The organism is Sphaerotilus microaerophilus (assembly GCF_023734135.1).
Taxonomy (GTDB): Bacteria; Pseudomonadota; Gammaproteobacteria; order Burkholderiales; family Burkholderiaceae_C; genus Sphaerotilus; species Sphaerotilus microaerophilus.
The window spans coordinates 3,178,704-3,203,075 of the sequence record NZ_AP025730.1 but is presented as its reverse complement, the minus strand read 5'-3'; the positions used below and the strand labels follow the sequence as shown (position 1 = coordinate 3,203,075).

Below are 24,372 nucleotides of genomic sequence, written 5' to 3'. Positions count from 1 at the left end.
ATGAGCATCACCACCGACCCGCTGGCCAGGGCAGACCGCCTTGACCGCAACGATCACGCAGACCGCCCCGCCCTGCCCCTGCCCGCGCGCACGCGCTGGCAACCGCTGCGCCTGGGGCTGGTGGAGCTGTTCCATTACGACAGCGAGGAGTTCTGGTTCCGCGACGGGCATTTGCTGCTGCGCGGCAACAACGGCACCGGCAAGTCCAAGGTGCTGTCGCTGACGCTGCCCTTTCTGTTCGACGCGCAGCTCAAGCCCTCGCGCATCGAGCCCGATGGCGATCCGGGCAAGAAGATGGCCTGGAACCTGCTGCTGGGCCGGCATGAGCGCCGCATGGGCTACTGCTGGCTGGAGCTGGGCCGGCTGGGCGAGGACGGCGCGCCGCAGTACCTGACGCTGGGCTGCGGGCTGTCGGCGGCGGCCGCGCGTGCGCAGGTCGACAGCTGGTTTTTCTTGCTGGAAGGCGGGCCCGCGGGTGGCCGCATCGGTCAGGACCTGTGGCTGATCGGTGCCAACCGCGTGGTGCTCACCCGCGAGCGCCTGCGCGACGCGCTGGACGCCGCGGCAGCGCCGGCACGCGGCCAGCTCTTTCCCAACGCCACCGAGTACCGCCGCGCGGTCGACGAGCGGCTGTTCCACCTGGGCGTGGAGCGCTACGGCGCGTTGATGGACACGCTGATCCAGTTGCGCCAGCCGCAGCTGTCGAAGAAGCCGGATGAGGCCAGCCTGTCCAACGCGCTGACCGAAGCGCTGCCGCCGCTGAGCGCCGACCTGCTGGCCGACGTGGCCGACGCGCTCAACCAGCTTGAGGAGTACCGCCGCGAGCTGGCCGAGTACGAGGCGCTGGAGCGCGCGGTCAGCCAGTTCAGCCAGCGCTACCAGCGCTACGCCGCCACCCGCGCGCGCCGCCAGGCCCGCGAGCTGCGCAGCGCCCAGACCGCCTACGACAACGCCAGCCGGGAGCTCAACGACAGCCGCACGGCACAGGCGCAGGCCCAGGCCACCGAGGCGGCCGCCAACGAGCTGCTCACGCAGGCCGAGGCCACGCTGCAGGCCGCCCGCACGCGCCAGGAGGCGCTGCAAAGCGACCCGGCCATGGCCAGCGCCCGGCAGCTGGAAAAGGCTGAGCACGATGCGCGTCGCCTCCAGGACGATGCCGCCCGCGCACAAGGTGCGCGTCGCGAGGCCGAGACCCGCCACACGCGCGAGCAACAGGCCCACCAGCAGCGCGCCGCCACCAGCACGCGCGCGGCGCAGGCCCTGGCCACGCAGCGCGAAGCCACCGCCCACGTCGCCGGGCAGGCCGGGCTCGGTGCCATGTTGAGCCCCAGCCCGCTGGCCAGCACCAGCGACCCGACAGCGCTGGCGCCGGCCGCACTCGATGCCGACCGCCAGCAGCTGCAACGTGCCGTCAGCACACGCCGCGAGCAGATCGACGTGCTGCTGCAGCGCTGCGACGCCAGCGACCGCGCGGCCGAGGCCCATGCCCGCGTGCAGGAGCAGCGCGACCTGTGCCGCGACGAAGCCGACGCGGCCGCCGAGCGCCGCGCCAGCGCCGACGAAGCGGTGAACACCCAGGCCGACGCGCTCGTCCAGGCCTGGCAACATCATCTGGACGGCCTGCGCCAGCTGCACTGCCCCGATGCCGACGCGGCACTGCTGGCCCTCGGCACCTGGACGCTGAACCTGGAGGGCGAAAACCCGGCGCGAACCGCCCTGCAGCAGGCCCAGCAGGCAGCGGTACAGCGGCTGGCGCAGGACCGCGCCGCGCTGCGGGCCGAACAGCAGGCGCTGGAAGCCGAACGCGACACCCTGCAGGCCGAGCGTGAACGCCTGGCGCTGGGCGAGGATGCTGCACCCACCGCTGCGCCCTGGCGCGATGTGCCAGGGCGCAGCGAGCGCCCCGGTGCACCGCTGTGGCAGCTGGTGGACTTCCAGTCGCAGGTGCCGGCCAGCGAGCGCGCCGGCCTGGAGGCCGCGTTGCAGGCCGCCGGCCTGCTGGATGCCTGGGTGACGCCCGACGGTGCACTGCTGGGCACAGACGGCGTGCCCCTCGTTCACGACACGCAATGGCGCGAGCGGGCTGCCCGGCCGGACTCGCTGGCCCTGTGGCTGACCCCGACCGCCAGCGCCGACGACGCCGGCAGTGCCACCATCGTGGCGCCAGCCCTGGTGGAACGCCTGCTGCAAGGCGTGGCCTGCACCGCGCACGACGCTGGCAGCGCCGAGACCTGGCTGTCGCCTGTCGGGCGCTTCCGCCTCGGCACACTGGCCGGTGCCTGGTCCAAGCCGGGCGCCGAGTTCATCGGCTACGCCGCCCGTGCCGCCGCACGTGCGCGCCGGCTGGAGGACATCGCCACCCGGCTGGCCGCGCTGGCCGACACGGCCACCGCATTGCAGCAGCGCCAGATGCGGCTCGACGCCGCGCAGTTGCAGGCCGCGCAGGAATGGCAGCAGGCTCCAGCCGATGACGCCCTGCGCAGCGCCCACGCCGAGGCCGCCGCCAGCGCGCGCGAGTTGCTGGCCGCCCGTACGCGGCTGGACCAGACCGACCAGCGCTGGCGCGAGGCCGCGCAGGCCTGGGAGCAGGCCCGGCAGGCATTGGCACACGATGCCGAGGACCTGGCCCTGCCGCCCGAGCGCAGCGCCCTGCAGGGCATCGCCCGGGCCGCACAGCGCCTGGGCGAGCAGATCCACGCCCTGGCCCATGCCGCGCGCGAGTGGCGTGACGCGCTGGCCGAACAGGCGCAGCAGCAAGCGCGCGAACAGGAGGCCGCCGCCGACGCCCGGCACGCCGCCGAGCAGGCTGCCGAACGTGCCACGCTGGCCGAGCAAGCGCACATCAGCTGGCAAACGCTGCTGGAGTCCGTCGGCGCCGAGGTCGACGCCGTGCGGCGGCGCTTGACCGAGGCACGGCAGGCCGTGCAGGATGGCGAGGCACAACTCAGGCAGCAGCACGAGCAACGCCGCCAGGCCGGCGAGGCGCGCGCCCGCGCCGAACAGCGCAGCCAGGCAGCCGCCACCCGGCTGGACGAGCGCGGCGGCGCGCGCCAGCAGGCCATTGTTCAGTGGCAGGGCTTTGCCGCCACTGGCCTGCTGGCCATCGCGCTGCCGGACCTGGAGGCCCCACCGCTGAACGCGGCCTGGACCATCGAGCCTGCGCTGAACCTGGCGCGCCGCGCCGAGCAGGCCCTGAGCGCCGTGCGCGACGACGACGAGGCCTGGACCCGTCTGCAGAATGAGGTGTCCAGGGACTACACCGAACTCGGCCGCACCCTCACCGCGCTAGGCCAGCAGGCCCAGGCCGAGACCAGCGACTGGGGCATGGTGGTCCACATCGTCTACCGCAACCGACCCGAGCGGCCCGACCAGCTGGGCCTGCACCTGGCCGGCGAGATCGCCCAGCGCGTCGAGATGCTCACCGCGAGGGAACGCGAGGTGATGGAGAACCACCTGCAGGCCGAGATCGCCGCCGCGGTGCAGAAGCTGCTGCGCGAGGCCGAGCGCCAGGTGGGCGCCGTCAACGACGAACTGCACAAGCGCCCCACCTCCACCGGCGTGCGCTTTCGCCTGCAATGGCAGACCGCGCCGGAGGGCGGCACCGACGGCGCCCCGGTGGGCTTGGCCGTTGCGCGCCAGCGCCTGCTGCACACCAGTGCCGACCTCTGGAGCGCCGAGGACCGCCGCGTGGTGGGCGAGATGCTGCAGCAGCGCATCGCCGCCGAGCGTGCCCGCGCCGATGCCGAGCAGGGTGGCAGCCTGCTCGAACAACTCGCCCGCGCGCTGGACTACCGGCGCTGGCACCGCTTTCGCGTCCAGCGCTGGCAGGACGGGCAGTGGCGCCCGCTGTCAGGCCCGGCCTCCAGCGGCGAGCGCGCACTGGGGCTGACCGTGCCGCTGTTTGCCGCCGTGTCCAGCTTCTACAGCCAATCCGGCAGCGCGATCGCACCACGCCTGGTGCTGCTCGACGAGGCCTTTGCCGGCATCGACGACGCCGCGCGCGCCCACTGCTGGGCACTGGTGCGCGAGTTCGATCTGGACTTCGTCATCACCAGCGAGCGCGAATGGGCCTGCTCGGCCGAGCTGCCCGGCGTGGCCATCGCCCAGCTGCAGCGCCGCGAGGGCGTGGATGCGGTGCATGTGTCGCGCTGGACCTGGGACGGGCACGCTCGCCGGCGCGAGGACGACCCCGACCGGCGCTTTGCACCGCTGGCGGCGCAGGACGCCTGAGCTCGGACAGCGCTGCATGCGCAAGCCCGCCACCATCGACCCGCGCCTGCAGCGCCTGCTGGGCGGCGACACCCTGGCCGCGCTGCGTGCGCGCCTGCGCCGCCACTATGAGCGCGGCGGCGCGGCCGGCGGGGTGCTGCACCTGGGCGACCTGCACGGCGCCGAGCGCGAAGCCCTGGCGCTGCTGAGCGGGCGCCCGGCCAGCAGCGCCCGCTCGTTGCGGCTGGATCTGGCGCAGCTCGACCTCGCCTTGCGCAACGCTGGCATCGCCACATCGCTGCACGACGCGCTGCAGCAGCTGGACGGGCCGCTCACCGACCGGTCCGCCGAGCGCGCTGCGGCGCAGACCGCCTGGCAGGCACTGCTGGCGCAGCCGCGGGCAGACGCCAGGCTCCGAGACTGGCTGGTCACGACGAGCGCTGCGGGCCTGCTCAAGCGCCTGGCCCACCAGGACTGCGCTGCCGCATCTGCCCTGCTCGCCCAGGCCGATGCGGTGCTCCAGCGTCTGCCTGCCCCAGGCCTGCCGCGCGCGCAACTGGCCGCCCAGACCCTGGGCGATGCCCATGCGCTGGACGACGGCCGCCCGGTGGCCACGCTGGTGCTGGCGGCGTGGCGACATGCGCCAGCAACGCTCGCCGCATCACGGTCCAGCGACGCCGGTGACCCTGGTACAGAAACTGACAGCCCCGCCCAGGAAGAGGCCACAGACCCGGCCGCACCAGCCCCCGAGCGCAGCCGCGACCTGTGGGCCCGCGCCGGCGTGCTGGTCAATGAGCTGGCCCGACCGGTGCTCGTGCTCAACCTGCCCAGCCCCACGGGTTCGGGCGCCCTGACCTGGCAGCCGGGCGAGCCGGCCTACCTCTCGCTGCGCTGGCTGCTGCGCCACGCACCGGCCTGGGCGGTGGCCGGACGCACCGTCTACGTCTGCGAAAACCCCAACCTGCTGGCCATTGCGGCCGACCGACTGGGTCCGCAGTGCGCCCCGCTGGTGTGCACCGACGGCATGCCAGCCGCAGCCCAACGAACGCTGCTGCAGCAACTGTCACAGTGCGGCGCACGCCTGCGCTGCCACGCGGACTTCGACTGGCCCGGCCTGCGCATCATCAACCAGTTGCTGAGCCACCCCGGCACTGAGCCCTGGTGTATGGGGACAGCCGACTACGAAGCCGCCACGCTCACCACCAGCGGCTCAAACCTTGCGATGACTGGCCCCGAAGCGACAGCCCTTTGGGACGCCCGACTGGCCCATGCGATGCACAAGCGTGGCAGGGCAATCGCGGAAGAGGCACTGGCAGATCGGCTCCTGAATCACCTGTCACAGACCCGCTGACCATTTCAAGCACACGTGCCACCCGCCTGACACCCGGCCCCTGGTCGTTTTCAACTAGTTACACGCTCGCAAACTCGTCAGTGCGGATACCCGACGTACATTGTTACGAGTCACAGGTCGGTCAGGAGCCCGCCGTGGGGTGGGGAGGCGAGCCGGCCAGCAGGAGCGAGGGTGGACCGACGGCAGGTTGCGCGGCCGAGCGCCGCGTACGAACGTGAGGCTTGGGTTCTTGACGGGGAATTGCACAGCTTCGCATCACGGGGAGCCGATCCATGCTGATGCTCGGACTGACCTCCTCCATCGGTCCGGGTCGCCGCGAGTTGCCGATGCACCTGGGTGGCGTGTTGCACGGCATGGTCGAGGCGGGCGTCCTGGCGCACGACCCGGCGATCCTGGAGGTCCTGCGACCCGCTGGTGCCCAGGCCCCAGCACGCTTCTCCGTTCAGGCTCCGCCTGTCGATGCGCCTGGCAACAACGCCGTCGAACCGACGACTGACGTTGGCGCGGGATTCGAGCTGAGCTTCGGCGTCCTGCTCTTCGGCGCAGCCGTGCCGTTCTGGCCGAGGGTCCTTTCCGCGCTGCTGCTGCAAGCCCGAAACCGGCTGCACGGCCGGCAGATCGACTACACCAACGCCACGGTGGTCACCCCAGGCAGCGAACCCACCTCCGTCTGGTACGAGGGCGCGACGACGATCAAGCATCTGCCTGACCTTCGACTTGCCTGGGCGCGGCAACATGCGGCCCTCCAGGCCGATGCAGATTCATTGCCGCGTCTACATCACCTGTTGCTCCGATCGCCGCTGCTGCTGGCTTCGCGCAGCGCTGCCCGGGAGGGGCTGCAACGCTACGGCCAGCTGCCCTGGCCGAGCCTGGGTAGCGTACTCGATTCGATCGCCCAAAGGTTGATCGCACTGGAGCCCGAATTGGCCCAGGCACTCCAGATCGGACCGGGCTGGTCATCCGGCCCTGCCACCCGATCGGTCATGCCGCTGACTCCGGCCCAATCCCCTGCCGAGCAGATCGTCTGGACCTACCGCGCCGCTGCGCGTGGTGTCCACCCTCCCCGCTCGCGCAGCCTGGAGCTGCCAGGCATCGTCGGCACGCTCATCTTCCCAGGCGGGAACGATCCCCTGGAACGGGCGTTGCTGCACTGGGGCCAATGGATCGGCGTCGGCCAGAAGACCACGATGGGCTGCGGCCAGTACGTCTATCGGGCCTCGTGAGGACCGGGCCGCATCGCGACACATCCACCGTCAAGTACGCACCCAAGACCACAGACAGGAAGGAGCCCTCATGCCGAACCCCGCCACGCCAGCCGCTCCGGCAACTTCCACATCGGGCAGCCGATGGCTGTTGCGCGTCGAGGGGGTGAACCTGGCGAACTGCATCGACGACACCGAAGACCTCTCCACCCGCCGTGGCGGCAGCCTGATGCTGCTGCAGGCCGTCGAGACTCTGGCCGACGCCAGGGCCTTCGGCTCCGAGTTGCGCCCCATCAAGACGGGCGCCAGTGCCGGTCTGTTCGAGGTGCTGCCCGGCACGGACCCTCAGCGCCTGCGTGAGCGCGTGGCGGACCACCTCGGCCATCACCGGCTGTATGGGCACGGCACCTTCGTCGTCGATGTGGCCGAGGCCGAAACCTTTTGCACCGCCTCCGACGCGGTGCTCAACGCCAATCGCTGGCGCCAGATGCAGTCGCTCACGCTGTCGCCCATCGGGCTGGCGGACGATGCGCCCGGGGCCTGCAAGGTGGACGAGCGGCGGCCGGCGGGGAGGCGGGACATTGTCAAAGGTGAGCCGGCCGCCGTCAGCCGCAGCGTTGCCGAGCGCCGCAGCCACGGGCGTGACCACAAGCAGGACCTCTACGAGCGCGAGCTCGGCCAGCTTCCTGAAGGCGAGCGCCCCACCACCTGGAACCGCGCCCGCTTCACGAGGGACTTCGAAGAGCTGGCACAGGCGCCGACCGTTCCCGTCGAGCCTGCCTCGCTGGTCGGCAAGATCGGCGTCTTCTATGCCGACGGCAATGGCTTCGGCAAGCGCGTCAGAGCCTTGCAGAACGCCGAAGAAGTACGCGCCTGGGAGCAGCACTACACGCACTCACGCCGCCGCTTCCTGGCCGCGCTCATCGACCGTGCAGCCCAGGAGCCGCGCTGGCAAACCCGGGACGGCCAGCTGCGGCTGGAAACCCTGCTGTGGGGGGGCGATGAGCTGATGCTGGTGGCGCCGGGCTGGTGTGCGCTGGAGCTGGCCGAGGTGTTCTTCACCAGCTGCGCCGACCTGCGCTGGCCCGCCGATGCGCCACCGGAGCAGGCCGATGCCCGCCTCACGCATGCCTGCGGGCTGGTGCTCTGCCACCAGCAAGCGCCGATCTCGGGCATTGCGCGGCTGGCCAAGCGCCTGGCCGAGCAGGGCAAGGCCCCTGGCCGCAATGACGACACGCTGCACTGGATGCTGCTGGAGAACTTCGATCAGGCGGGTGGCGACCTCGGCGCCCACTTGGCCACCCGCTACCCCGGGGCGGGGCTGTCCTGGGCCAGCCTGGAGTTGTCACCGACGGATCTCGCCAGCCTGCGCCGCCACATGCCCAGGCTGCAATCCGCCCTGCCGCGCTCAGCCATGCTGCGAGCAGTGCGCCTCCTGGCCGAACACGTCATGCCCGACATGGCGGCCCACACGCTGCTGCGGCGCAGCTACCTGCAAGTGGACCGGGCCGCCCGCGAGCAGGATGCGAGCGCTTGGCGAGCCTGCTGGCAGGCCGTCCACCCGGCAGGCAGGCCCTGGCCTGACGACTGGCCGGCGCTCGATCACCCGACCGCCTGGGCCGACCTGGCACCCTCTGCAGACCTCGCCGCCTGGGTCACGCTCCTGGAACTCTGGGACTACGTGGCGGGCACCGCTGACGCTTCATCAGGGGGTGACCAATGACCAGCCCCACCCGTCAATTCCATGAGCTGCGCCTGTCGATCACCCTGCAGTCGCCCTACCTCGTGCACGGCAATGATCCCGGGCGCTACGGCCTGCACGCCACCTTGCTGACCGATCCCCGGGGCGTCCCCATCCTGCCTGGTACGCTGGTGGCGGGGCGGATCGCTGAAGCCTGGACGGCCCACGGCCAGGATCTTGGCGGCGCTGATGCCGACCTTTGGTTCGGCAAGCCGGGCTACGGGCCGCACGATGGCGGGAAACGGGCTCGCCTGCAGGTCGCGGACCTGGGCCTGCAATCGATCAACGGCCAGCCCTTCGACGCCCAGGCACCGCGGCACGACCTGGACATGGCCCGGGTGCAGATCGACCCCGACACCGGCAGCGTCCGGCCGGCCCACCTGCTGATGGTCGAGCAGGTCGCCCCTGCCGGTGCCGAGCTCTGCTTCGAAGGCCGCTGGCACGGTTGGGCCGAGGCAGAGGAGGCCCAGCGCCTCGCCCTGCAACTGCGGGCAGCCCTGCTGCTGCAGACCCAGCTGGGCGCCTGGCGCAATGTCGGCTTCGGCCGGCTGCTGAGCGTGCAGGTGGAGGCCCATCCTCACCGACCGGCAACCGCCCCGTCCTCCGGCCTGACCGCAACGCCCCCCAGGCGCCGCCGCTGGCAGATCCTCACCACCGAGCCCCTGTGCATCGCCAGCCGCAGCCGCCGCGGCAACGTCTTCGAGTCCGGTGACGTGATCCCCGGCTCTGCCCTGCTCGGTGCCATCGCCACCTCGCTGTGCCAGCGGGCCGGAGTCGCCACGGTGAACGCGGTGAGCGGGTCCAGCGTCCTGGCACGCCACTTCGATGCGCTGCGCTGCACCCATGCCCTGCCGGCTCGGCGCGACGGCGCACGGCCAGCCCCGCTGCCGCAATCGCTCGTCACCCATGCCGGGCAATGTGTCGATGCCTGGCGCCATGCCAGCCCACCCCCGGTGGATGTACACGGCCGGACGCTGGGCCCGATCGCCTTCCAGACCGACTGGAAGGACGCCGACCGCGAGCCGGTGGTTCAACGCCAGGGCTGGGGCACCACCCGCCCGTACCTGCGCGTTCGCACCGACATCAACGCAGACGGCCAGGCCAAGGAGGCCGGGCTGTTTGCCTACCAGAGCAGGGTCGCCCCGATCGACCCACAGGGCCAGCCGCTGACCCGGTGGCTCTTCGACCTGGACCTCAGTGCCGTCCCGCAAGCCGACCACGCCGCCGTCTGGTCCGAGCTGGAACCGCTGCTGTCCCACGGCCTGGGCCCGCTGGGCAAGACCGACGCCCGCGTTGACGTGGAGGCCCTCCCCACCGGTGAGGCGGGGCTTGAAGCGGTCTGGCCGGAGCCCCCTCTGGCCGGGCTTCAGCCCGGTCAGGCCGTGCCGCTGCTGCTGGTCAGCGACGCCCTGCTCTTCCCCGTCACCGCGGTGGCCGATTCACCCGGCGTTGACCTGCTGGCGGTCTACCGCGAGGCCTTCGATTCACTGCAGCGCTCGCTCGGGTACCCGGGCGCGCTGCACCTCAGCCACTTCTTCGCCACCCAGCAACTCGCCGGCGGCGACTGGCTCGGCGGGCGCCGCCAGAGCGGTGACCCGTCGGGCAGCTACCGCCCGATGCTGCTCACCGAGGCCGGCAGTGTCTTCGTGCTGACCGTGGGGTCGGATGCCGCTGCCGCACAGGCGGTGCTCGGGCACTGGCAAGCCCACGGCCTGGCCCTGCCCCCGGCCGTGGCCCAAGCCCACGGCGCCACCTGGCGCGACCACCCCTACCTGCCCTGCAACGGCTACGGCGAAATCGCTGTCGCGCCGCTGCACGGCCTGCCCGCACTCTGACCGATCGCGAGGCCCCCGATGGACACCCCTGCCACCCCTGCCACCCCTGCCACCCCTGCCACCCCTGACACCCTTGACGCGGCCGCCCTCCCCCCTGCGTCCCCCTTGACGCGCGACCTGCGGCCGCTCACCCCCCTCTGGCGCATCTCGGGCCGTTTCACACTGCGCACGCCGCTGCACATCGGCACCGGGCGCGACGACTCCATCACCCTGCCCGATCGGCCTGGCCGTGACAGCTCGCCTGGCGGCACCGCCACCGCGGATCGGCACGTCGCCGCCGTCGCCCGTGACCACCAGGGCCAGCCCTGCATCCCTGCCAGCAGCTTCAAGGGTGCACTCGCCGAGCTGGCCCGCCAGGCCGGGTTGCCGCAGGAGCTGCAAGCCCGCCTGTTCGGTGCCGAGGACCGCCCCCATGCCACCACCCAAGCTGGCCGGGTCGAGTTCGTCACCCTCTACGTGGACCCGGCCAAGCTCCCGTCGAGCAGTGACCTGCCTGACTTCGCCACCGAAGGCCACCCCCACGTCGCCCAGCTGCCCCACGTCAGCCGCAATCGCCACACCGGGGCCGCCGAGCACCAGCGCCTCTACCTGCAGAGCGTGCTGCCACCGGGTGCGGAGTTCCCCTTCGAGTGCACCGCCCGCGGCCTGACCGAACCGGAAGTGGCCCAGCTGCTCGGCCTGCTCGCCCTGGCCGGCGCTGACGCCAGCCCCCTGCGCCTGGGCGCCGGCCAGGCGGCCGACCAGGGGCGCATCGCCTGGTCCGAGGGCAAAGTCCAGCGCATCGACAGTGCCGCCGCGCTTTGGGGCTTGCTCCTGGGGGCGGCAAAGGCGACGACCCCAGCGGCGGCTCCGCCATCCTCGTCAGCATCGACCCCCGCCAAACCTCGACCGGGCCAGCGCATCTATTCGACAGCCCACCTTCAGGCCCACGCAGCAGCCAAACCGACAACCCAGGTGACGCCGGCAGCCGCGGTGCCAACGGCTGCCTCCCTTCAGCCCAGGAACCTCTGGAACCACCCCGGGTTGGCCCTCGCCAAGCTTGGCCTGCGGGCCGCTGAACTCACGCTGCCGGACGGAGCCTGGCTGCGCCTGAGCGGCCTGCAGCTCCAGTTCCACAGCCCCTTCCTCGTCTACCAGGCCAACACCCGCAAGCAGCCCGGCAGTGGCGACCCGGATGGTGTGCCCCGCCGCGATCACCAGGGTCGGGGCCTGCTGCCTGCCCACAGCCTGCATGGCGCGCTGCGGGCGCAGGCCGAGCGGATCCTGCGCACGGTGGGCCGCCCGGCCGTGGCCGGCTACGAAGTGCCCGGCGTCAGCGGCCTGGGCGACCTGGCCGGCAAACTCGGCCGCGACGAGCTCGACCTGGCCACCCTGCTCTTCGGTGCCCCCGGCTGGCGCGCCCTGCTGCGCTGCAGCGACTTCGTCGCCGAACCCGGCTGCCCCACCCAGGTGCAGCACCTGCTGGCCATCGACCGCCTCACCGGCGGCGGCAAGGACAGCGCCAAATTTGCCATCGAGGTGCTGGATTGCCCGACGCTGAGCGGCCACCTGGATCTGGATCTGCGCCGCCTGACCCGGGTCGAAGCGCTGTGCCCCGGCAGCACCGCCCGCGCCCTGGGCCTGCTGGCCCATGTCCTGCGTGACCTGGACGACGGTGACATCCCGCTGGGCTACGGTGCCTCCAAGGGCTACGGCCAATCCACCAGCGACTGCGCACACCGACTGGAACGGGCGCTCCAGCCCAGGCTGACCAACCATCCGCCCGACAGGAGCCTGCCTACGCTGCCCGAGGCGCTGGCGGCCTGGGCCGCCGCGTTGCCACCAGCCCCCGACACGCTGCGGGGAGCCGACCTCGCCGCAGCCTCGACCCAGACAGAGCCCACGGCCCACGAAACCCCAGCCCTGCGGACGCTTACCGCCGGGGCCGCCGAGGCCGAGCCGGACCGCTTCCACAATCCCTACATCTTCATTCCCTTCCCGACCCCACGGCCGGATGACCCTCACCTGCCCTGGGCCGCTGCCGACGACCTGCGCAACGGCCGCTCCGCCCACCACAGCCACGCCCGCTACGCCGCCGACGCCCTGCACGGGGAACTCCGCTGCCGCCTGACCACCACCACGCCGGTGTTCATCGGTGCGGGAGATGCCGACGAACAGCACCAAGCCCAAAACCTTCCCAGGCTCAAGGCGCCCTACCTGCTCGGCCGCCGACCGGCCATCCCCGCCACCAGCCTGCGCGGGCTGGTGAGCAGCCTGCACGAGTCGCTCACCGGCTCCGCACTGCGGGTGGCCGATGACGGCATCTGGTCGGTGCGGGCGGTGACCGAACAGGCCCTGCCGCTGCGCGGCGTGTTCGTCGGCACGAAGCGCTTCAAGCTCCGTCAGGGCGATGAGATCGTGGCCATGCCGGCAGTACTCGACGAGGCCACCGGCAGAAGCCACCCCATACCGGACGATGTGATCACGCGGCTCTACCAGCTGGCCGACGAGCGCACCGAAGAAACCGACCGGCGCGGCCTGCCGGCGCTGCCCGCCGTCAAGTCCGCGAGTGCGAACCGCGTCCAGCGCAACCCGGACGATGCCGTGCACGGAAACCGGGCCCGGCTGGTGGAGGGCCAGCGCGTCTTCTTCCGCCTTGATGCCAGGAACCAGGTTGAAGAGCTGGCCTGGTCGGCCATCTGGCGCAAGGCCGTCAACCGACCGCCACCCAATGCGCACCTGCCCTGGCCTTCCCGGGAATCGCTGCCCCAGCCCGAACTCCTGCCGGTGCCCGGCAAGCCCCGGGGGTCGTTGTCGCCCAGCGAATTGCTCTTTGGCAGCGTCGAGCAGCGTCCCGAACGAGCCGCCCAGGGCCAGTCGCCATCTCCGCGCGAGGCACAGGATCCGCCCATCCTCGCCTGGATGGGCAAACTCAGTTTCAGTGCGGCGCTCCCGCTCACGCCCGCCGATGAACGCTGCGGCGAGGAAGTGACGCTGAAGATACTCTCCAGCCCCAAGCCACCCTCCCCGTCGTTCTACCTGCAGCCGCGCAAAGGCCCTGTCAGGGCCACATCCAAGGCCGAACTCGCACAGGCACCCGACCAATACCAATGGCGCGGCCGAAAGGCCTATCTGCACGCCCTGCGCGATGCCGCCCAGCGCGTGCGGCCGCTCAACAGCCTGGGCCGCCCCGACCCGAACGGGCTTCCCCCGTGGAAAAGTCACCCGACCGACGCTGCCACGGCCGCACAGACGGTCAAGCAAAAGGTACGTGTCACCCCCCTCGCTGCAGGCAACCGATTCGAATTCACCGTGCGTTTCGCCAATCTCAGCCTCGCTGAACTGGAGAGCCTGTGTGCGGCACTGCGCCCGGATGAACATTTTCAGCACAAGATCGGCATGGGAAAACCCATTGGCCTCGGCAGTGCGAAAGTCGACTTGACGCAACTCAGGATATGTGACCGCTCAGCACGATACCGGCAATTTGAATTCTCTTCACCCGCGGCAGTGTCGGAGGCAGATCCGGTCATCCTGGCGCAGCGCCACATGGCCCGCAGCGACCCGGCGGTACGGCGTGCACTTCAACTCATCGGTAACCCGGATCAGGTCAAATACCCGGTCCATTACCCGCAGGTGCAGGGCAAGAATATCGAGGGTGAGAATTTCACTTGGTTCGTCACCAACGATGCCATCACCCAGAAACTACCAAAGGAGACTCGTCAACCGCTGGAAGCCCTGCACGCCAGCAGCACCGCCCTGAACGGCCTGCACCGCCGCCGCCGCGGCACCTGACTCGCCCCTGGCCCCGGGCTGGCGGCCACCCCCAGCCAGCCCTCGCTCTTTGAAAATTCAACAGCTTGTAGGCTACTCTTGCTTTTGCGCTTGAAGAAACGAGCGCCCATGGTTGATTCCATTTAGGACTTACGCAAACGTTTAAATCAAACTAGATTATTTAATATATCGGCGCCGATTTCGTGGTATTTGTGATAATATATTCACCATGAAACCCACGAGCCGAGACTACTGCCAATTTCTGATATCCACACAAATCAACTACACGCAGACCTATTTTGCGGATCACCATCAGAGGTTTTCTCATGACGCCATAAATCGCTACTTGCAGGCTGCCAATATCAGCCCGGCCGATGTCTGGAATCTGGCCCGACGAAACATCGAATTTGACGACGATGCCTGCCTGGTTTTCGATGACAGCGTTCTGGACAAGAACCACTCGCACAAAATCGAGCTGGTGCGCAAACAGTACAGCGGCAACGCCCACGGCCTGATCAAGGGCATTGGGGTGGTCAACTGCCTGTACGTGAACATCAAGACCGGCCACTACTGGATCATCGACTGGCGCATCTATGCGCCTGACGAAGACGGCAAGTCCAAGCTGGATCATGTCCAGGAGATGTTCGACAATGCCATGGCGCACAAGAAGCTGCCCTTTCGCACCGTGCTGATGGACTCCTGGTACGCCACCATGGATCTGATGAAGCACATCCACCGGGCGGGCAAGCACTTCTACTGCCCGCTCAAGAGCAATCGCAAGGTTGACGACAGCCAAGGCCAGCAGCCCTACAAGGCGGTCAGTACGCTGCAGTGGAGTGCCCAAGAACATGTGCATGGCAAACACGTCAAACTGTTCAAGTTTCCCAGTGACATCAAGCTTAGGACTTACGCAGGGTCACTTCAGCTAGCGCAATGATTCGCCATTTCGACTCAATATGTCAGATGGGTGCCATGCGAATGGTTGGTGACCGAAGTTCCTTCTTGAGGAATTCCGAGAGGATTCCCTTCTTCAGGCTGTAGATGTTTGTCTTCAGCGCTTTGGCCGTCTCGCAGAGGTGGACCCAGGCCAATATCGCGCAGGCGATGTGATTCTTCTGTGACCGGGCCATTCTGCACTGACATTTTTCGATGCCAAGAACCTGCTTGATCTCCCTGTGGTACTGCTCAATCTTCCAGCGCACGGCACACATCTCATGCGTATCGTCCGTCGAATCTTGAGATAGGTCGTTTGTCACAACCCAGTCCGTGCGATTGGTATCAACCACAACCCGGAACAGTTTCAGCTTGATGTCACTGGGAAACTTGAACAGTTTGACGTGTTTGCCATGCACATGTTCTTGGGCACTCCACTGCAGCGTACTGACCGCCTTGTAGGGCTGCTGGCCTTGGCTGTCGTCAACCTTGCGATTGCTCTTGAGCGGGCAGTAGAAGTGCTTGCCCGCCCGGTGGATGTGCTTCATCAGATCCATGGTGGCGTACCAGGAGTCCATCAGCACGGTGCGAAAGGGCAGCTTCTTGTGCGCCATGGCATTGTCGAACATCTCCTGGACATGATCCAGCTTGGACTTGCCGTCTTCGTCAGGCGCATAGATGCGCCAGTCGATGATCCAGTAGTGGCCGGTCTTGATGTTCACGTACAGGCAGTTGACCACCCCAATGCCCTTGATCAGGCCGTGGGCGTTGCCGCTGTACTGTTTGCGCACCAGCTCGATTTTGTGCGAGTGGTTCTTGTCCAGAACGCTGTCATCGAAAACCAGGCAGGCATCGTCGTCAAATTCGATGTTTCGTCGGGCCAGATTCCAGACATCGGCCGGGCTGATATTGGCAGCCTGCAAGTAGCGATTTATGGCGTCATGAGAAAACCTCTGATGGTGATCCGCAAAATAGGTCTGCGTGTAGTTGATTTGTGTGGATATCAGAAATTGGCAGTAGTCTCGGCTCGTGGGTTTCATGGTGAATATATTATCACAAATACCACGAAATCGGCGCCGATATATTAAATAATCTAGTTTGATTTAAACGTTTGCGTAAGTCCTAAAGCTGAAACTGTTCCGGGTTGTGGTTGATACCAATCGCACGGACTGGGTTGTGACAAACGACCTATCTCAAGATTCGACGGACGATACGCATGAGATGTGTGCCGTGCGCTGGAAGATTGAGCAGTACCACAGGGAGATCAAGCAGGTTCTTGGCATCGAAAAATGTCAGTGCAGAATGGCCCGGTCACAGAAGAATCACATCGCCTGCGCGATATTGGCCTGGGTCCACCTCTGCGAGACGGCCAAAGCGCTGAAGACAAACATCTACAGCCTGAAGAAGGGAATCCTCTCGGAATTCCTCAAGAAGGAACTTCGGTCACCAACCATTCGCATGGCACCCATCTGACATATTGAGTCGAAATGGCGAATCATTGCGCTAGCTGAAGTGACCCTGCGTAAGTCCTACCATTGATAAATGTGGCGTTTGGAGGCTGAAATTGACCACAACATCAGCAGTGTTATCGCTGAGCGCCCATTTCGCCTCTGCAAGCCGCGCCAATGCTGGCTTCCCAGGGAGGGGGGCCACACTCGGCTGAATTTGCAGCCGGTTAAGACAAGGACACGAGGAGGTGGGTTGGCGTCTCAACGGGCCACACTCGGCTGAATTTGCAGCCGGTTAAGACGCCGTGAAGAACTGCTTGCCGACACCCGTGACGCCACACTCGGCTGAATTTGCAGCCGGTTAAGACCTGAGCCAGGCCGACATCAAGGATGGACTTGAGGCCACACTCGGCTGAATTTGCAGCCGGTTAAGACTTCCACGCATCTTTTGCCGTCTGTGCCTGCGCGGCCACACTCGGCTGAATTTGCAGCCGGTTAAGACCCGCCGTCAACAGACCTGTCCTGAACAGAAATGGGCCACACTCGGCTGAATTTGCAGCCGGTTAAGACTTTACACTCATTATTGAGTAGTTCAGAAGCTCGGCCACACTCGGCTGAATTTGCAGCCGGTTAAGACACACCGCGGACGTCGACCCCAAACCCTTGCCAGGCCACACTCGGCTGAATTTGCAGCCGGTTAAGACAAAAGGGCGAACAGCGCTGCAGCGATCACAGTGGCCACACTCGGCTGAATTTGCAGCCGGTTAAGACTGACGGTACCGTCCTTGACTTGCGTCTGGGGGCCACACTCGGCTGAATTTGCAGCCGGTTAAGACCGTGACGACCGTACCCGTCTGGAAAACCAGTGGCCACACTCGGCTGAATTTGCAGCCGGTTAAGACGAACCCTTCCGAGTCCTTGCCAGCCTGCTCGGGGCCACCAAACGGCTGAAATCGCAGCCGGTTGGGGATGGCGCCTGGCGATGGCCCCAAATCCCCCCCAACCCCCCTTTTTCAAAAGGGGGGAGTGACATGGTGCGATCGGTGGGGAGGGGCGTTTGCGGCTACAACGTCAGGGCTCATTCCCCCCTTTGAAAAAGGGGGGCGAGGGGGGATTTCACCAAAGGGGCCACTCCCGTTCCGCTCGATTCACGAGGAGTTTCCATGCTGCCCTACCAACGAACGCTCAAGTCCCGTGCACGGGAGTTGCGTTCCAACGCGACTCGGGCGGAGCAGGTCCTGTGGGCGCAGCTGCGTCGCAAGCAGGTGGCGGGCATGCCCTTCTACCGGCAGAAGCCCATCGCGGGGTACGTCGGCTGGAAGCACTGGGCCAGCGGGTGCTGCGCTTTGGCAACGCGCTGGTGTTGCAGGCGTTGGCAACCGTGATGGAGACCATCGAAGCAGCGGTGTGCCAGGGCATGGCCGAGCTCTGAGAGAACGTCCCCGGTCCCTCAGGAGTTTCCCTAGTTCACGCTCTGCACCCCTCACCCAGGGCATTCCCAGCCTGCAGGATTTTCTGACTTCGGCTAATCTGGAGTCACCGCCAGCACTCATTCAGCGTCGGAACCCAACGGGTCCGGCGCTCGGTGGAGTGTTGCCGTTCGCCCCGGCAGCCCGCAGTTTGTTGCTACGGTTGGGAGGGTTTTCGCCGGGTTTTTCTCGAGTATTGGAATTCACAGCCATGACCATCAGCCGCATCGGATTTCGCCATGTCACCTCGCCACGCCCGCTCGAAGCCCACCCCTTCCTTTGCCTCACGCATCAAAGCCGCCATGAAAACCACCTTCTCCCTCGTGGGCAAGGTCGCCCGCTCGCGTCGCAGCAAGTCCGCTGCAACCACAGCCCGGGGGCACCCAGCCTCGGTTGAACCCGGCGTCTCGGCCCAGGCGGGTGCGACGCGGCTGCAGCGTGCTGCGGCGGCGTCGCACCGGAAACCCAAACCCAAACGAGCCCCCTCCAGTGCCCAGCGGCTGGAGCGGCTGCTGAAGGCCCAGGCCACGCACCTGCTCGCTCTGGGTCAAAGCCTGCAGCAGCGGCTGCGCCGCCCGCTGTGGGCTGCGATCGGGGCTGCGCTGTCCACGCTGCTGCTGGTCGACCTGTCGGACGGCAACCTGCTGCTGTGGCAATTGGTGCGTCAGGCCCACGTCTTCGTGGCCCAGACGGTGCGTCCGGCAGGCGACAAGCCTGCCCCGCCAGCGCTGCCGTCGCCGGCCGTGGCGGCAGTGGCAGGCGCCAGCGCAACGCCCCCCGCGCAGAACACCGCGATGGCTTCCCAGCCCAGCGCTTCGGCGCCGGCAGGATGGTGGCGCGGCGTACCGCAGCGGCTCGCGGAGCCGGACGTGGCCACCCGCCTGCTGGACCTCAATGTCCGGCTCCAGAGCATGGGCAGTGTGCCGGTGACCACCGGGGAGGTGGTGCTCCAGCAGATGTTGGTGGAGTTGACCAGGCCCGCCATGCAGGGCGATCCCTGCGCGCAAGCGCTGCGCCACTACGCGCATGTGCTGGGGTTGTGGCAATTGCGTCGGCCCAGGGCGCTGATACGGGCTGTCCTGGCTGAGGAGGCACCCGTCCTGCCGCCAGGGGACCGGCTGCAGCTGCTGACGCTGTATCTGGAGGCCCTGCTTGCCGATCCGGACGACCAGCCCGCCACGCTGGCACTGCTGCGGCAGCACCCGCAGTGGGCCGGCACAGGGCTGCGCTGGCGGGTGCTGACAGGGAGCAGCCGCGCCATGTCACTGGCCGCAGCGGTGGGGCAGATCGTTCCATCCACCCCCCCAACGGATGGCTCGGCTGCAGCGCCCGTCGCGCCTGCCGCGGAGCCCGAGCCACCGTTGCCACCGCACCCGGAGGCGCCCGGCTTCACCCCCATCCCCGGGGCCGGACCTCATCCCGGGCGCGGCTTGGCCGGCCAACCTGCGGCTGACCCGGCCCACTGAAGCGCAGAGGCCGCCTTGCCCATCAGCAGCACGCCGACGCGCTGGCACATCGCCTACGACATCGCCCACCCCCGCCGCCTGCGGCGGGTGGAGCGAGCCCTGTCGGCGGTGGGCGAGCGGCTGCACTACAGCCTGTTCGTCTGCGAGTTGACGGCCAGCGAGCTGGAGGCGCTGCAGCGGCGGCTGGTGCGGCTGATCGAACCGACCGAGGACATCCTGCGCTACACGCCGCTGTGTGCCGGCGATGCGCAGCGCATCCGTCACCTGGGCCGGCCGGCGCCGGAACTGGTGGTGCAGGCCAATGCCTGGATCGTGTAGCGGCACCGAGCCGGCAACAGACACCCACAGGGGAGAACACCATGGCCAAACTGCTGCGACAGATGCTGGCCCAGACCCGCCTGCGCGCCGCGCTGGACCGGGTGCTGGCCAACCAGGGCCGCCCGGGCGTGGACGGCGTGACGGTGGAGGACTTTGCCGCCCGCATGGGCCAGGAGCAGCCGGCCCTGCAGGGCGAGGTGCTGACCGGGCAGTACCGGCCGCTGCCGCTGCTGCGGCTGTGGCTGCCCCGCCCGGGCAAGCCGCCCCGGCCGATCGGCGTGCCCTGCGTGCGTGACCGGGTGCTGCAGACGGCTGCCGCCCAGCTGCTGATGCCGGCGCTGGAGGCCGAGTTCGAGGAATGCAGCTACGCCTACCGCCAGGGCCGCTCGGTGCGCATGGCGGTGGAGCGCATCGGGCTGCTGCAACGCCAGGGCTACCAGTGGGTGGTGGAGGCGGACATCACGCAGTTCTTCGACCGCATCCCCCACGCCCGCCTGCTGGCCCAGTTGCAGCTGCTGTGTGGCGATGCGGAGCTGGTCGCACTGGTGGAGCGCTGGCTGGCCACGCCGGTGTGGGATGCCGGCGAGCGCGGCCCCTGGCCCGGCCTGACTGGCGCGGCCCCGGAGCTGCCCGCCAACCCGTTGGGCGTGCCACAGGGCTCGCCGCTCTCCCCCGCGCTGGCCAACCTCTACCTGGACCACCTGGACGAGGCGCTGCTGGACGCCGACCACGCGCTGGTGCGCTATGCCGACGACTTCGTCGTCCTGGCACGCAGCCGCCAGCGGGCCGAGGAGGCGGTGGCGCTGAGCGAGGAGGTGCTGCACGACCTGGCCCTGGAGCTCAACCCGTTGAAGACACGGGTGGTCAACTTCGAGCAGGGCTTCAAGTTCCTGGGCTGGCACTTCGTGCGCAGCCTGGCGCTGCCGGCACGCAAGGTGGTGGAGGCGGCGCGGGCCGAGGTGGGCTCTGCCCTGGCGCGGTCGGCCCAGGGCAGCCCGGATCGGGCCGCCACCCTCAACAAGGCGGATGCCGATGCGCATGAGGACGCGCAGGAGGAGGACGACGGCCTGGTCGGCGAGATGGCCACCGCCTGGGCTGAGGCCTTGGCGGCCCTGCCCGGCTGGCAGGCACCGCCGGCGCCTCGGACCGACGACCTGCCGGCCGATGATCCAGGCGGTGCTGCCGAAGCGGTTTCCTGCGTTGATGCCGAGTTTCACCCTGACGCCGACGCCGATGCCGGGGCGTCCGATGCCCATGAGGCAGATCCGCCAACGACCGCGGCCCCCGCCGATCCCGTGGCCGATCCCATGGCCGATCCCGTACCCGAGCAGGACGACGACCCGGACAGCGCCGCCGCCCCCGCCCCGCTGCCCAGCCTGCAGCGCACCCTCTACCTGGTCGACCCGGCCGCCAGCCTGCACACCGAGAACCGCCGCCTGCTGGTGCGCCGCGAGCAGGAGCTGCTGCTGGAGCTGCCGGCGGTGAACGTGGATCTGGTCATGCTGATGGGCCACAACACGGTGACCACCGCGGCGCTGGTGTGCTGCATGCAGCACGGCATCCCGGTGGTGCTCACCAGCCGCATGGGCCGCTTCTATGGCCGCATGGAGCCGCCCGGCGGGGATGCGGTGCGGCTGCAGCAGGCGCAGTTTGCGGCCCAGGCGGATGCAGCGCTGAACCTGGCGTTGGCCCGGCACTTCGTGCACGGCAAGCTGGCCAACGCCGCCCGCACGCTGGCCAGCTATGCCCGCCACCGCCGGGGTGACGCTGGTGCGGCCAACGCCGACGCCGTGCAGGCGGCCCTGCTGCAGCTGCGGGACCTGCGCGGGCGGCTCAAGACGGCCCCGGACCTGGACACGCTGCGCGGGCTGGAAGGCGCGGGGGCGGCGGCCTACTTCGGCGCCTGGCGGCACTGGCTGGCGCCGACATGGACGTTCGGCGCCCGCGAGCAGCAGGCCGGCCGCGACCCCATCAACGCCCTGCTGGACCTGGGCTACACCCTGCTGTACCACGCGGTGGCGGGGCTGATCCAGGCGCGCGGGCTCACGCCCTGGCTGGGGCACCTGCATGCCGTCAAGCCCGGGCACATGGCGCTGGCCTCCGACCTGATGGAGGAGTTCCGCCCCGTGGTGGTGGACCCGGTGCTGCTGCACCTGTGCCTCAACGGTGGCCTGCTGCCGGAGGACTTCATCGAGCGCGGCGGTGTTTACTCCCTGAAGCCCGCGGCGGTGAAGCGCTTCATCCGCGCCATCGAAGTGCGGCTGAACACCGAGCGCCAGCCGCCCGAGGGTGCCGGCGCCGAACTGCAGGACCTGCGCCGCCTCATCGACGCCCAGGTGCGCCGCCTGGCGCAGGTCTACCGCGAGGGCGACGCGGCCCGCTACGCGCCGGCCGTGTTCCGCTGACCGCCATGAAGCCCCGCCTCTGGACCCTGAGCTACGACATCGGCGAGCCGCGCCGCCTGCAGCGTGTGGCCCGGGTGGCGCTGGCGCACGGCGACCGGGTGCAGAAGAGCCTCTACCTCTGCGCGCTGGACCACGACGCGGTGGGCGCGCTGCAGCAGCGGCTGAACGGCATGCTCGACGCGCAAGCCGACCGCGCCCTGCTGCGCCCCATCTGCCGCGCCTGCCGGCGGGCGACGCGCACCCAGGGTGAGGGCGGCGCGCCCGAGCGACAGGAGCCGTTCTGGATCGTGTGACGGCGCTTCTGCCGGCGGCGCAAAAGTGCGAAACTCGCTGCCAGCCGCAGCGTGTCAGCGCGATGGCCGTGCTCTTTGAAAATCAATGACCTGCGCCGATCCCTTCACAAGACGCTTGAAACAACATGCGCAGAAGAATGATTCCATTGAAGAAAGTGGCACTTGGAGGCCGAAATTGACCACACCATCAGCAGTGTTATCGCTGAGCGCCGATTTTGCCTCTGCAACCCGCGCCAATGCTTGCTCTCCAGGGAGGGGGCCCACAGACGGCTGAAATCGCAGCCGGTTAAGACCCCATTTCTTCTTCAGGGCTTCTTCGATCGCCCACAGACGGCTGAAATCGCAGCCGGTTAAGACGGCCACCGCTGCAACTGCACCGGCCACATCCGCCCACAGACGGCTGAAATCGCAGCCGGTTAAGACGGTTTTGACAGAGGAGTCCGCCGTTGCGTTCGGCCCACAGACGGCTGAAATCGCAGCCGGTTAAGACCGTCCAAAAGGCCGTTCGACAGCTCCTTGAAGGGCCCACAGACGGCTGAAATCGCAGCCGGTTAAGACGCATCGGCACCTTCCAGGGCGACTTGGCCGTGGCCCACAGACGGCTGAAATCGCAGCCGGTTAAGACCTTTTTGCAGCGTGTCCATCGTCTGGTTCCACGCGCCCACAGACGGCTGAAATCGCAGCCGGTTAAGACTGTCAGTTCACCAGCATCATTGACGACACCGCCCACAGACGGCTGAAATCGCAGCCGGTTAAGACGCCACGGCACCGATGGTAGCCGCAACATCCGCGCCCACAGACGGCTGAAATCGCAGCCGGTTAAGACGGCACCCGCACCGAGATCGGACGCGCCGTTGCGGCCCACAGACGGCTGAAATCGCAGCCGGTTAAGACAATTGGGTCACCGTACCTCCGAGACCGTTCACGGCCCACAGACGGCTGAAATCGCAGCCGGGCGTGGCAGGCGACTGGCGACGGCCCTAAATCCCCCCAACCCCCTTTTTCAAAGGGGGAGCAACGCAGGTGCCAGGTGGTGTGGTTGGCGGGTCCGACCGCCCAAGCCCTCACCTCCCATTCCCCCCTTTGAAAAAGGGGGGGTCAGGGGGGATTTGAACCTCACTCACGGCTGAATTCGCAGCCGACGATCCGTTGCGAAGCTGGGACCCGGGGCCCTTCTTGGATGCAGTCACTTCTGTTAATCTGACTGCATTGACAGCAACTCTACGGATTCGCCGCCATGCCCACCCTCACCGTCCGCAACCTGCCCGATGAAGTGCACCGCGCACTGCGATTGCGGGCAGCGCAGCATGGCCGCAGCACGGAGGCGGAGGTCCGCGACATCCTGGATGCCACCGTGCGCCCACCGCAGCGCCTGCGCCTGGGTGCCGCGATGGCAGAGGTGAGCCGGCGCGCCGGCCTGCTCAATGAGGATGTGCTCGCGCTGGAAGCGCTGACGGCCGAACGCCAGGCACCCGCCCAACCGCTGGTGCTGGAATGATCGTCCTGGACACCAACGTACTCTCCGAGGCCATGAAGCCGCAGCCCGACCCAGCCGTGCTGGCCTGGCTGGACGCGCAGGCGGCCGACACCTTGTACCTCACCAGCGTCACCCTGGCCGAACTGTGGTTTGGCATCGGCGCCATGCCGGCGGGCCGGCGCAGGGAGGCCCTGGCGCGAACGCTGGAGGGACTGCTGCCGCTGTTCGAGGGGCGCATCCTGCCCTTCGACACCGAGGCGGCACGCCACTACGCGCAGCTGGCGGTGGCCGCCCGTGCTGCCGGGCGCGGCCTGCCCACGCCGGACGGCTACATCGCCGCCATGGCCGCTGCACGCGGCTTTGCCGTGGCCACCCGCGATGCGGCTCCGTTCAAGGCGGCGGGACAGGAAGTCATCAACCCCTGGGCCGCTTCACCCTGACCGCTCGACCCTGCCCCCCCCTCGGCGGTGCTTCC

At 68.4% G+C, this 24,372-nt stretch carries 14 protein-coding genes, 2 pseudogenes and 2 CRISPR repeat arrays; of the genes and pseudogenes, 15 read left to right on the top strand and 1 reads right to left on the bottom strand.

The window, feature by feature from the left end; genetic code table 11:
- From NGK70_RS13845 to NGK70_RS13815, 7 genes and pseudogenes are all read left to right on the top strand, one after another.
- A complete protein-coding gene (locus NGK70_RS13845) occupies nucleotides 1-4,230 on the top strand; it encodes a TIGR02680 family protein (protein WP_251969119.1) in 4,230 nt (1,409 codons plus the stop codon).
- 16 nt (nucleotides 4,231-4,246) lie between these two features.
- Nucleotides 4,247-5,560 (top strand): TIGR02679 family protein, encoded by a 1,314-nt coding sequence (locus NGK70_RS13840; protein ID WP_251969118.1) that lies wholly within the window; start codon nucleotides 4,247-4,249, stop codon nucleotides 5,558-5,560.
- Nucleotides 5,561-5,832: 272 nt separating this feature from the next.
- Nucleotides 5,833-6,783, top strand: a complete 951-nt coding sequence (gene cas6 / locus NGK70_RS13835; RefSeq protein WP_251969117.1) for a CRISPR system precrRNA processing endoribonuclease RAMP protein Cas6 — start codon at nucleotides 5,833-5,835, stop codon at nucleotides 6,781-6,783.
- 70 nt (nucleotides 6,784-6,853) lie between these two features.
- Nucleotides 6,854-8,485, top strand: a complete 1,632-nt coding sequence (locus NGK70_RS13830; RefSeq protein WP_251969116.1) for a hypothetical protein — start codon at nucleotides 6,854-6,856, stop codon at nucleotides 8,483-8,485.
- Nucleotides 8,482-10,338, top strand: coding sequence for an RAMP superfamily CRISPR-associated protein (locus NGK70_RS13825; protein ID WP_251969115.1), 1,857 nt, complete (start codon nucleotides 8,482-8,484; stop codon nucleotides 10,336-10,338). Before NGK70_RS13830 ends, NGK70_RS13825 begins: the two co-directional genes overlap by 4 nt.
- 18 nt (nucleotides 10,339-10,356) lie before the next feature.
- A complete protein-coding gene (locus NGK70_RS13820; protein ID WP_251969114.1) occupies nucleotides 10,357-14,109 on the top strand; it encodes a TIGR03986 family type III CRISPR-associated RAMP protein in 3,753 nt (1,250 codons plus the stop codon).
- A gap of 208 nt (nucleotides 14,110-14,317) precedes the next feature.
- Nucleotides 14,318-14,998, top strand: a pseudogene (locus NGK70_RS13815) (IS701 family transposase); the annotation flags it as partial.
- A gap of 49 nt (nucleotides 14,999-15,047) precedes the next feature.
- On the opposite strand, the gene NGK70_RS13810 reads toward NGK70_RS13815, so the two are convergent.
- On the bottom strand, nucleotides 15,048-16,061 hold the full coding sequence (locus NGK70_RS13810; protein WP_251969112.1) for an IS701 family transposase: 1,014 nt from the start codon (nucleotides 16,059-16,061) through the stop codon (nucleotides 15,048-15,050).
- A gap of 82 nt (nucleotides 16,062-16,143) precedes the next feature.
- On the opposite strand from NGK70_RS13810, the pseudogene NGK70_RS13805 reads away from it, so the two are divergent.
- From NGK70_RS13805 to NGK70_RS13770, 8 genes and pseudogenes are all read left to right on the top strand, one after another.
- A pseudogene (locus NGK70_RS13805) lies at nucleotides 16,144-16,494 on the top strand (transposase); the annotation flags it as partial.
- 174 nt (nucleotides 16,495-16,668) lie between these two features.
- A CRISPR array of direct repeats spans nucleotides 16,669-17,371; the repeat unit is 35 nt; unit sequence GGCCACACTCGGCTGAATTTGCAGCCGGTTAAGAC.
- Nucleotides 17,372-17,632: 261 nt separating this feature from the next.
- Nucleotides 17,633-17,854, top strand: a complete 222-nt coding sequence (locus tag NGK70_RS13800) for a DUF559 domain-containing protein (protein ID WP_428985517.1) — start codon at nucleotides 17,633-17,635, stop codon at nucleotides 17,852-17,854.
- Nucleotides 17,855-18,240: 386 nt separating this feature from the next.
- Nucleotides 18,241-19,404, top strand: a complete 1,164-nt coding sequence (locus NGK70_RS13795; RefSeq protein WP_251969109.1) for a hypothetical protein — start codon at nucleotides 18,241-18,243, stop codon at nucleotides 19,402-19,404.
- 15 nt (nucleotides 19,405-19,419) lie between these two features.
- Entirely contained in the window at nucleotides 19,420-19,722 is a 303-nt protein-coding gene (gene cas2 / locus NGK70_RS13790) for a CRISPR-associated endonuclease Cas2 (protein WP_251969108.1), read from the top strand.
- Between the two features lie 41 nt (nucleotides 19,723-19,763).
- Nucleotides 19,764-22,127 (top strand): CRISPR-associated endonuclease Cas1, encoded by a 2,364-nt coding sequence (cas1, locus tag NGK70_RS13785; RefSeq protein WP_251969107.1) that lies wholly within the window; start codon nucleotides 19,764-19,766, stop codon nucleotides 22,125-22,127.
- A 5-nt stretch (nucleotides 22,128-22,132) separates the two neighbouring features.
- Complete coding sequence (gene cas2 / locus NGK70_RS13780) at nucleotides 22,133-22,420, top strand: CRISPR-associated endonuclease Cas2 (RefSeq protein ID WP_251969106.1); 288 nt, start codon at nucleotides 22,133-22,135, stop codon at nucleotides 22,418-22,420.
- Nucleotides 22,421-22,678: 258 nt separating this feature from the next.
- Nucleotides 22,679-23,382: direct repeats of the CRISPR family, unit length 35 nt; unit sequence GCCCACAGACGGCTGAAATCGCAGCCGGTTAAGAC.
- Between the two features lie 275 nt (nucleotides 23,383-23,657).
- Entirely contained in the window at nucleotides 23,658-23,918 is a 261-nt protein-coding gene (locus tag NGK70_RS13775; RefSeq protein ID WP_251969105.1) for a FitA-like ribbon-helix-helix domain-containing protein, read from the top strand.
- Nucleotides 23,915-24,337: a type II toxin-antitoxin system VapC family toxin gene (locus NGK70_RS13770; protein ID WP_251969104.1), complete on the top strand. Its 423-nt coding sequence runs from the start codon at nucleotides 23,915-23,917 to the stop codon at nucleotides 24,335-24,337. The genes NGK70_RS13775 and NGK70_RS13770 overlap by 4 nt, the downstream gene beginning before the upstream one ends.
- Nucleotides 24,338-24,372: the final 35 nt, after the last annotated feature.

Coding starts and splice junctions, on each gene's coding strand:
- NGK70_RS13845 (WP_251969119.1), top strand. CDS start 1: ATGAGCATCACCACCGACCCGCTGGCCAGGGCAGACCGCCTTGACCGC.
- NGK70_RS13840 (WP_251969118.1), top strand. CDS start 4,247: ATGCGCAAGCCCGCCACCATCGACCCGCGCCTGCAGCGCCTGCTGGGC.
- NGK70_RS13820 (WP_251969114.1), top strand. CDS start 10,357: ATGGACACCCCTGCCACCCCTGCCACCCCTGCCACCCCTGCCACCCCT.
- NGK70_RS13810 (WP_251969112.1), bottom strand. CDS start 16,061: ATGAAACCCACGAGCCGAGACTACTGCCAATTTCTGATATCCACACAA.
- NGK70_RS13770 (WP_251969104.1), top strand. CDS start 23,915: ATGATCGTCCTGGACACCAACGTACTCTCCGAGGCCATGAAGCCGCAG.
- cas2 (WP_251969106.1), top strand. CDS start 22,133: ATGAAGCCCCGCCTCTGGACCCTGAGCTACGACATCGGCGAGCCGCGC.
- NGK70_RS13830 (WP_251969116.1), top strand. CDS start 6,854: ATGCCGAACCCCGCCACGCCAGCCGCTCCGGCAACTTCCACATCGGGC.
- NGK70_RS13825 (WP_251969115.1), top strand. CDS start 8,482: ATGACCAGCCCCACCCGTCAATTCCATGAGCTGCGCCTGTCGATCACC.
- NGK70_RS13775 (WP_251969105.1), top strand. CDS start 23,658: ATGCCCACCCTCACCGTCCGCAACCTGCCCGATGAAGTGCACCGCGCA.
- NGK70_RS13795 (WP_251969109.1), top strand. CDS start 18,241: ATGAAAACCACCTTCTCCCTCGTGGGCAAGGTCGCCCGCTCGCGTCGC.
- cas1 (WP_251969107.1), top strand. CDS start 19,764: ATGGCCAAACTGCTGCGACAGATGCTGGCCCAGACCCGCCTGCGCGCC.
- NGK70_RS13800 (WP_428985517.1), top strand. CDS start 17,633: ATGCTGCCCTACCAACGAACGCTCAAGTCCCGTGCACGGGAGTTGCGT.
- cas6 (WP_251969117.1), top strand. CDS start 5,833: ATGCTGATGCTCGGACTGACCTCCTCCATCGGTCCGGGTCGCCGCGAG.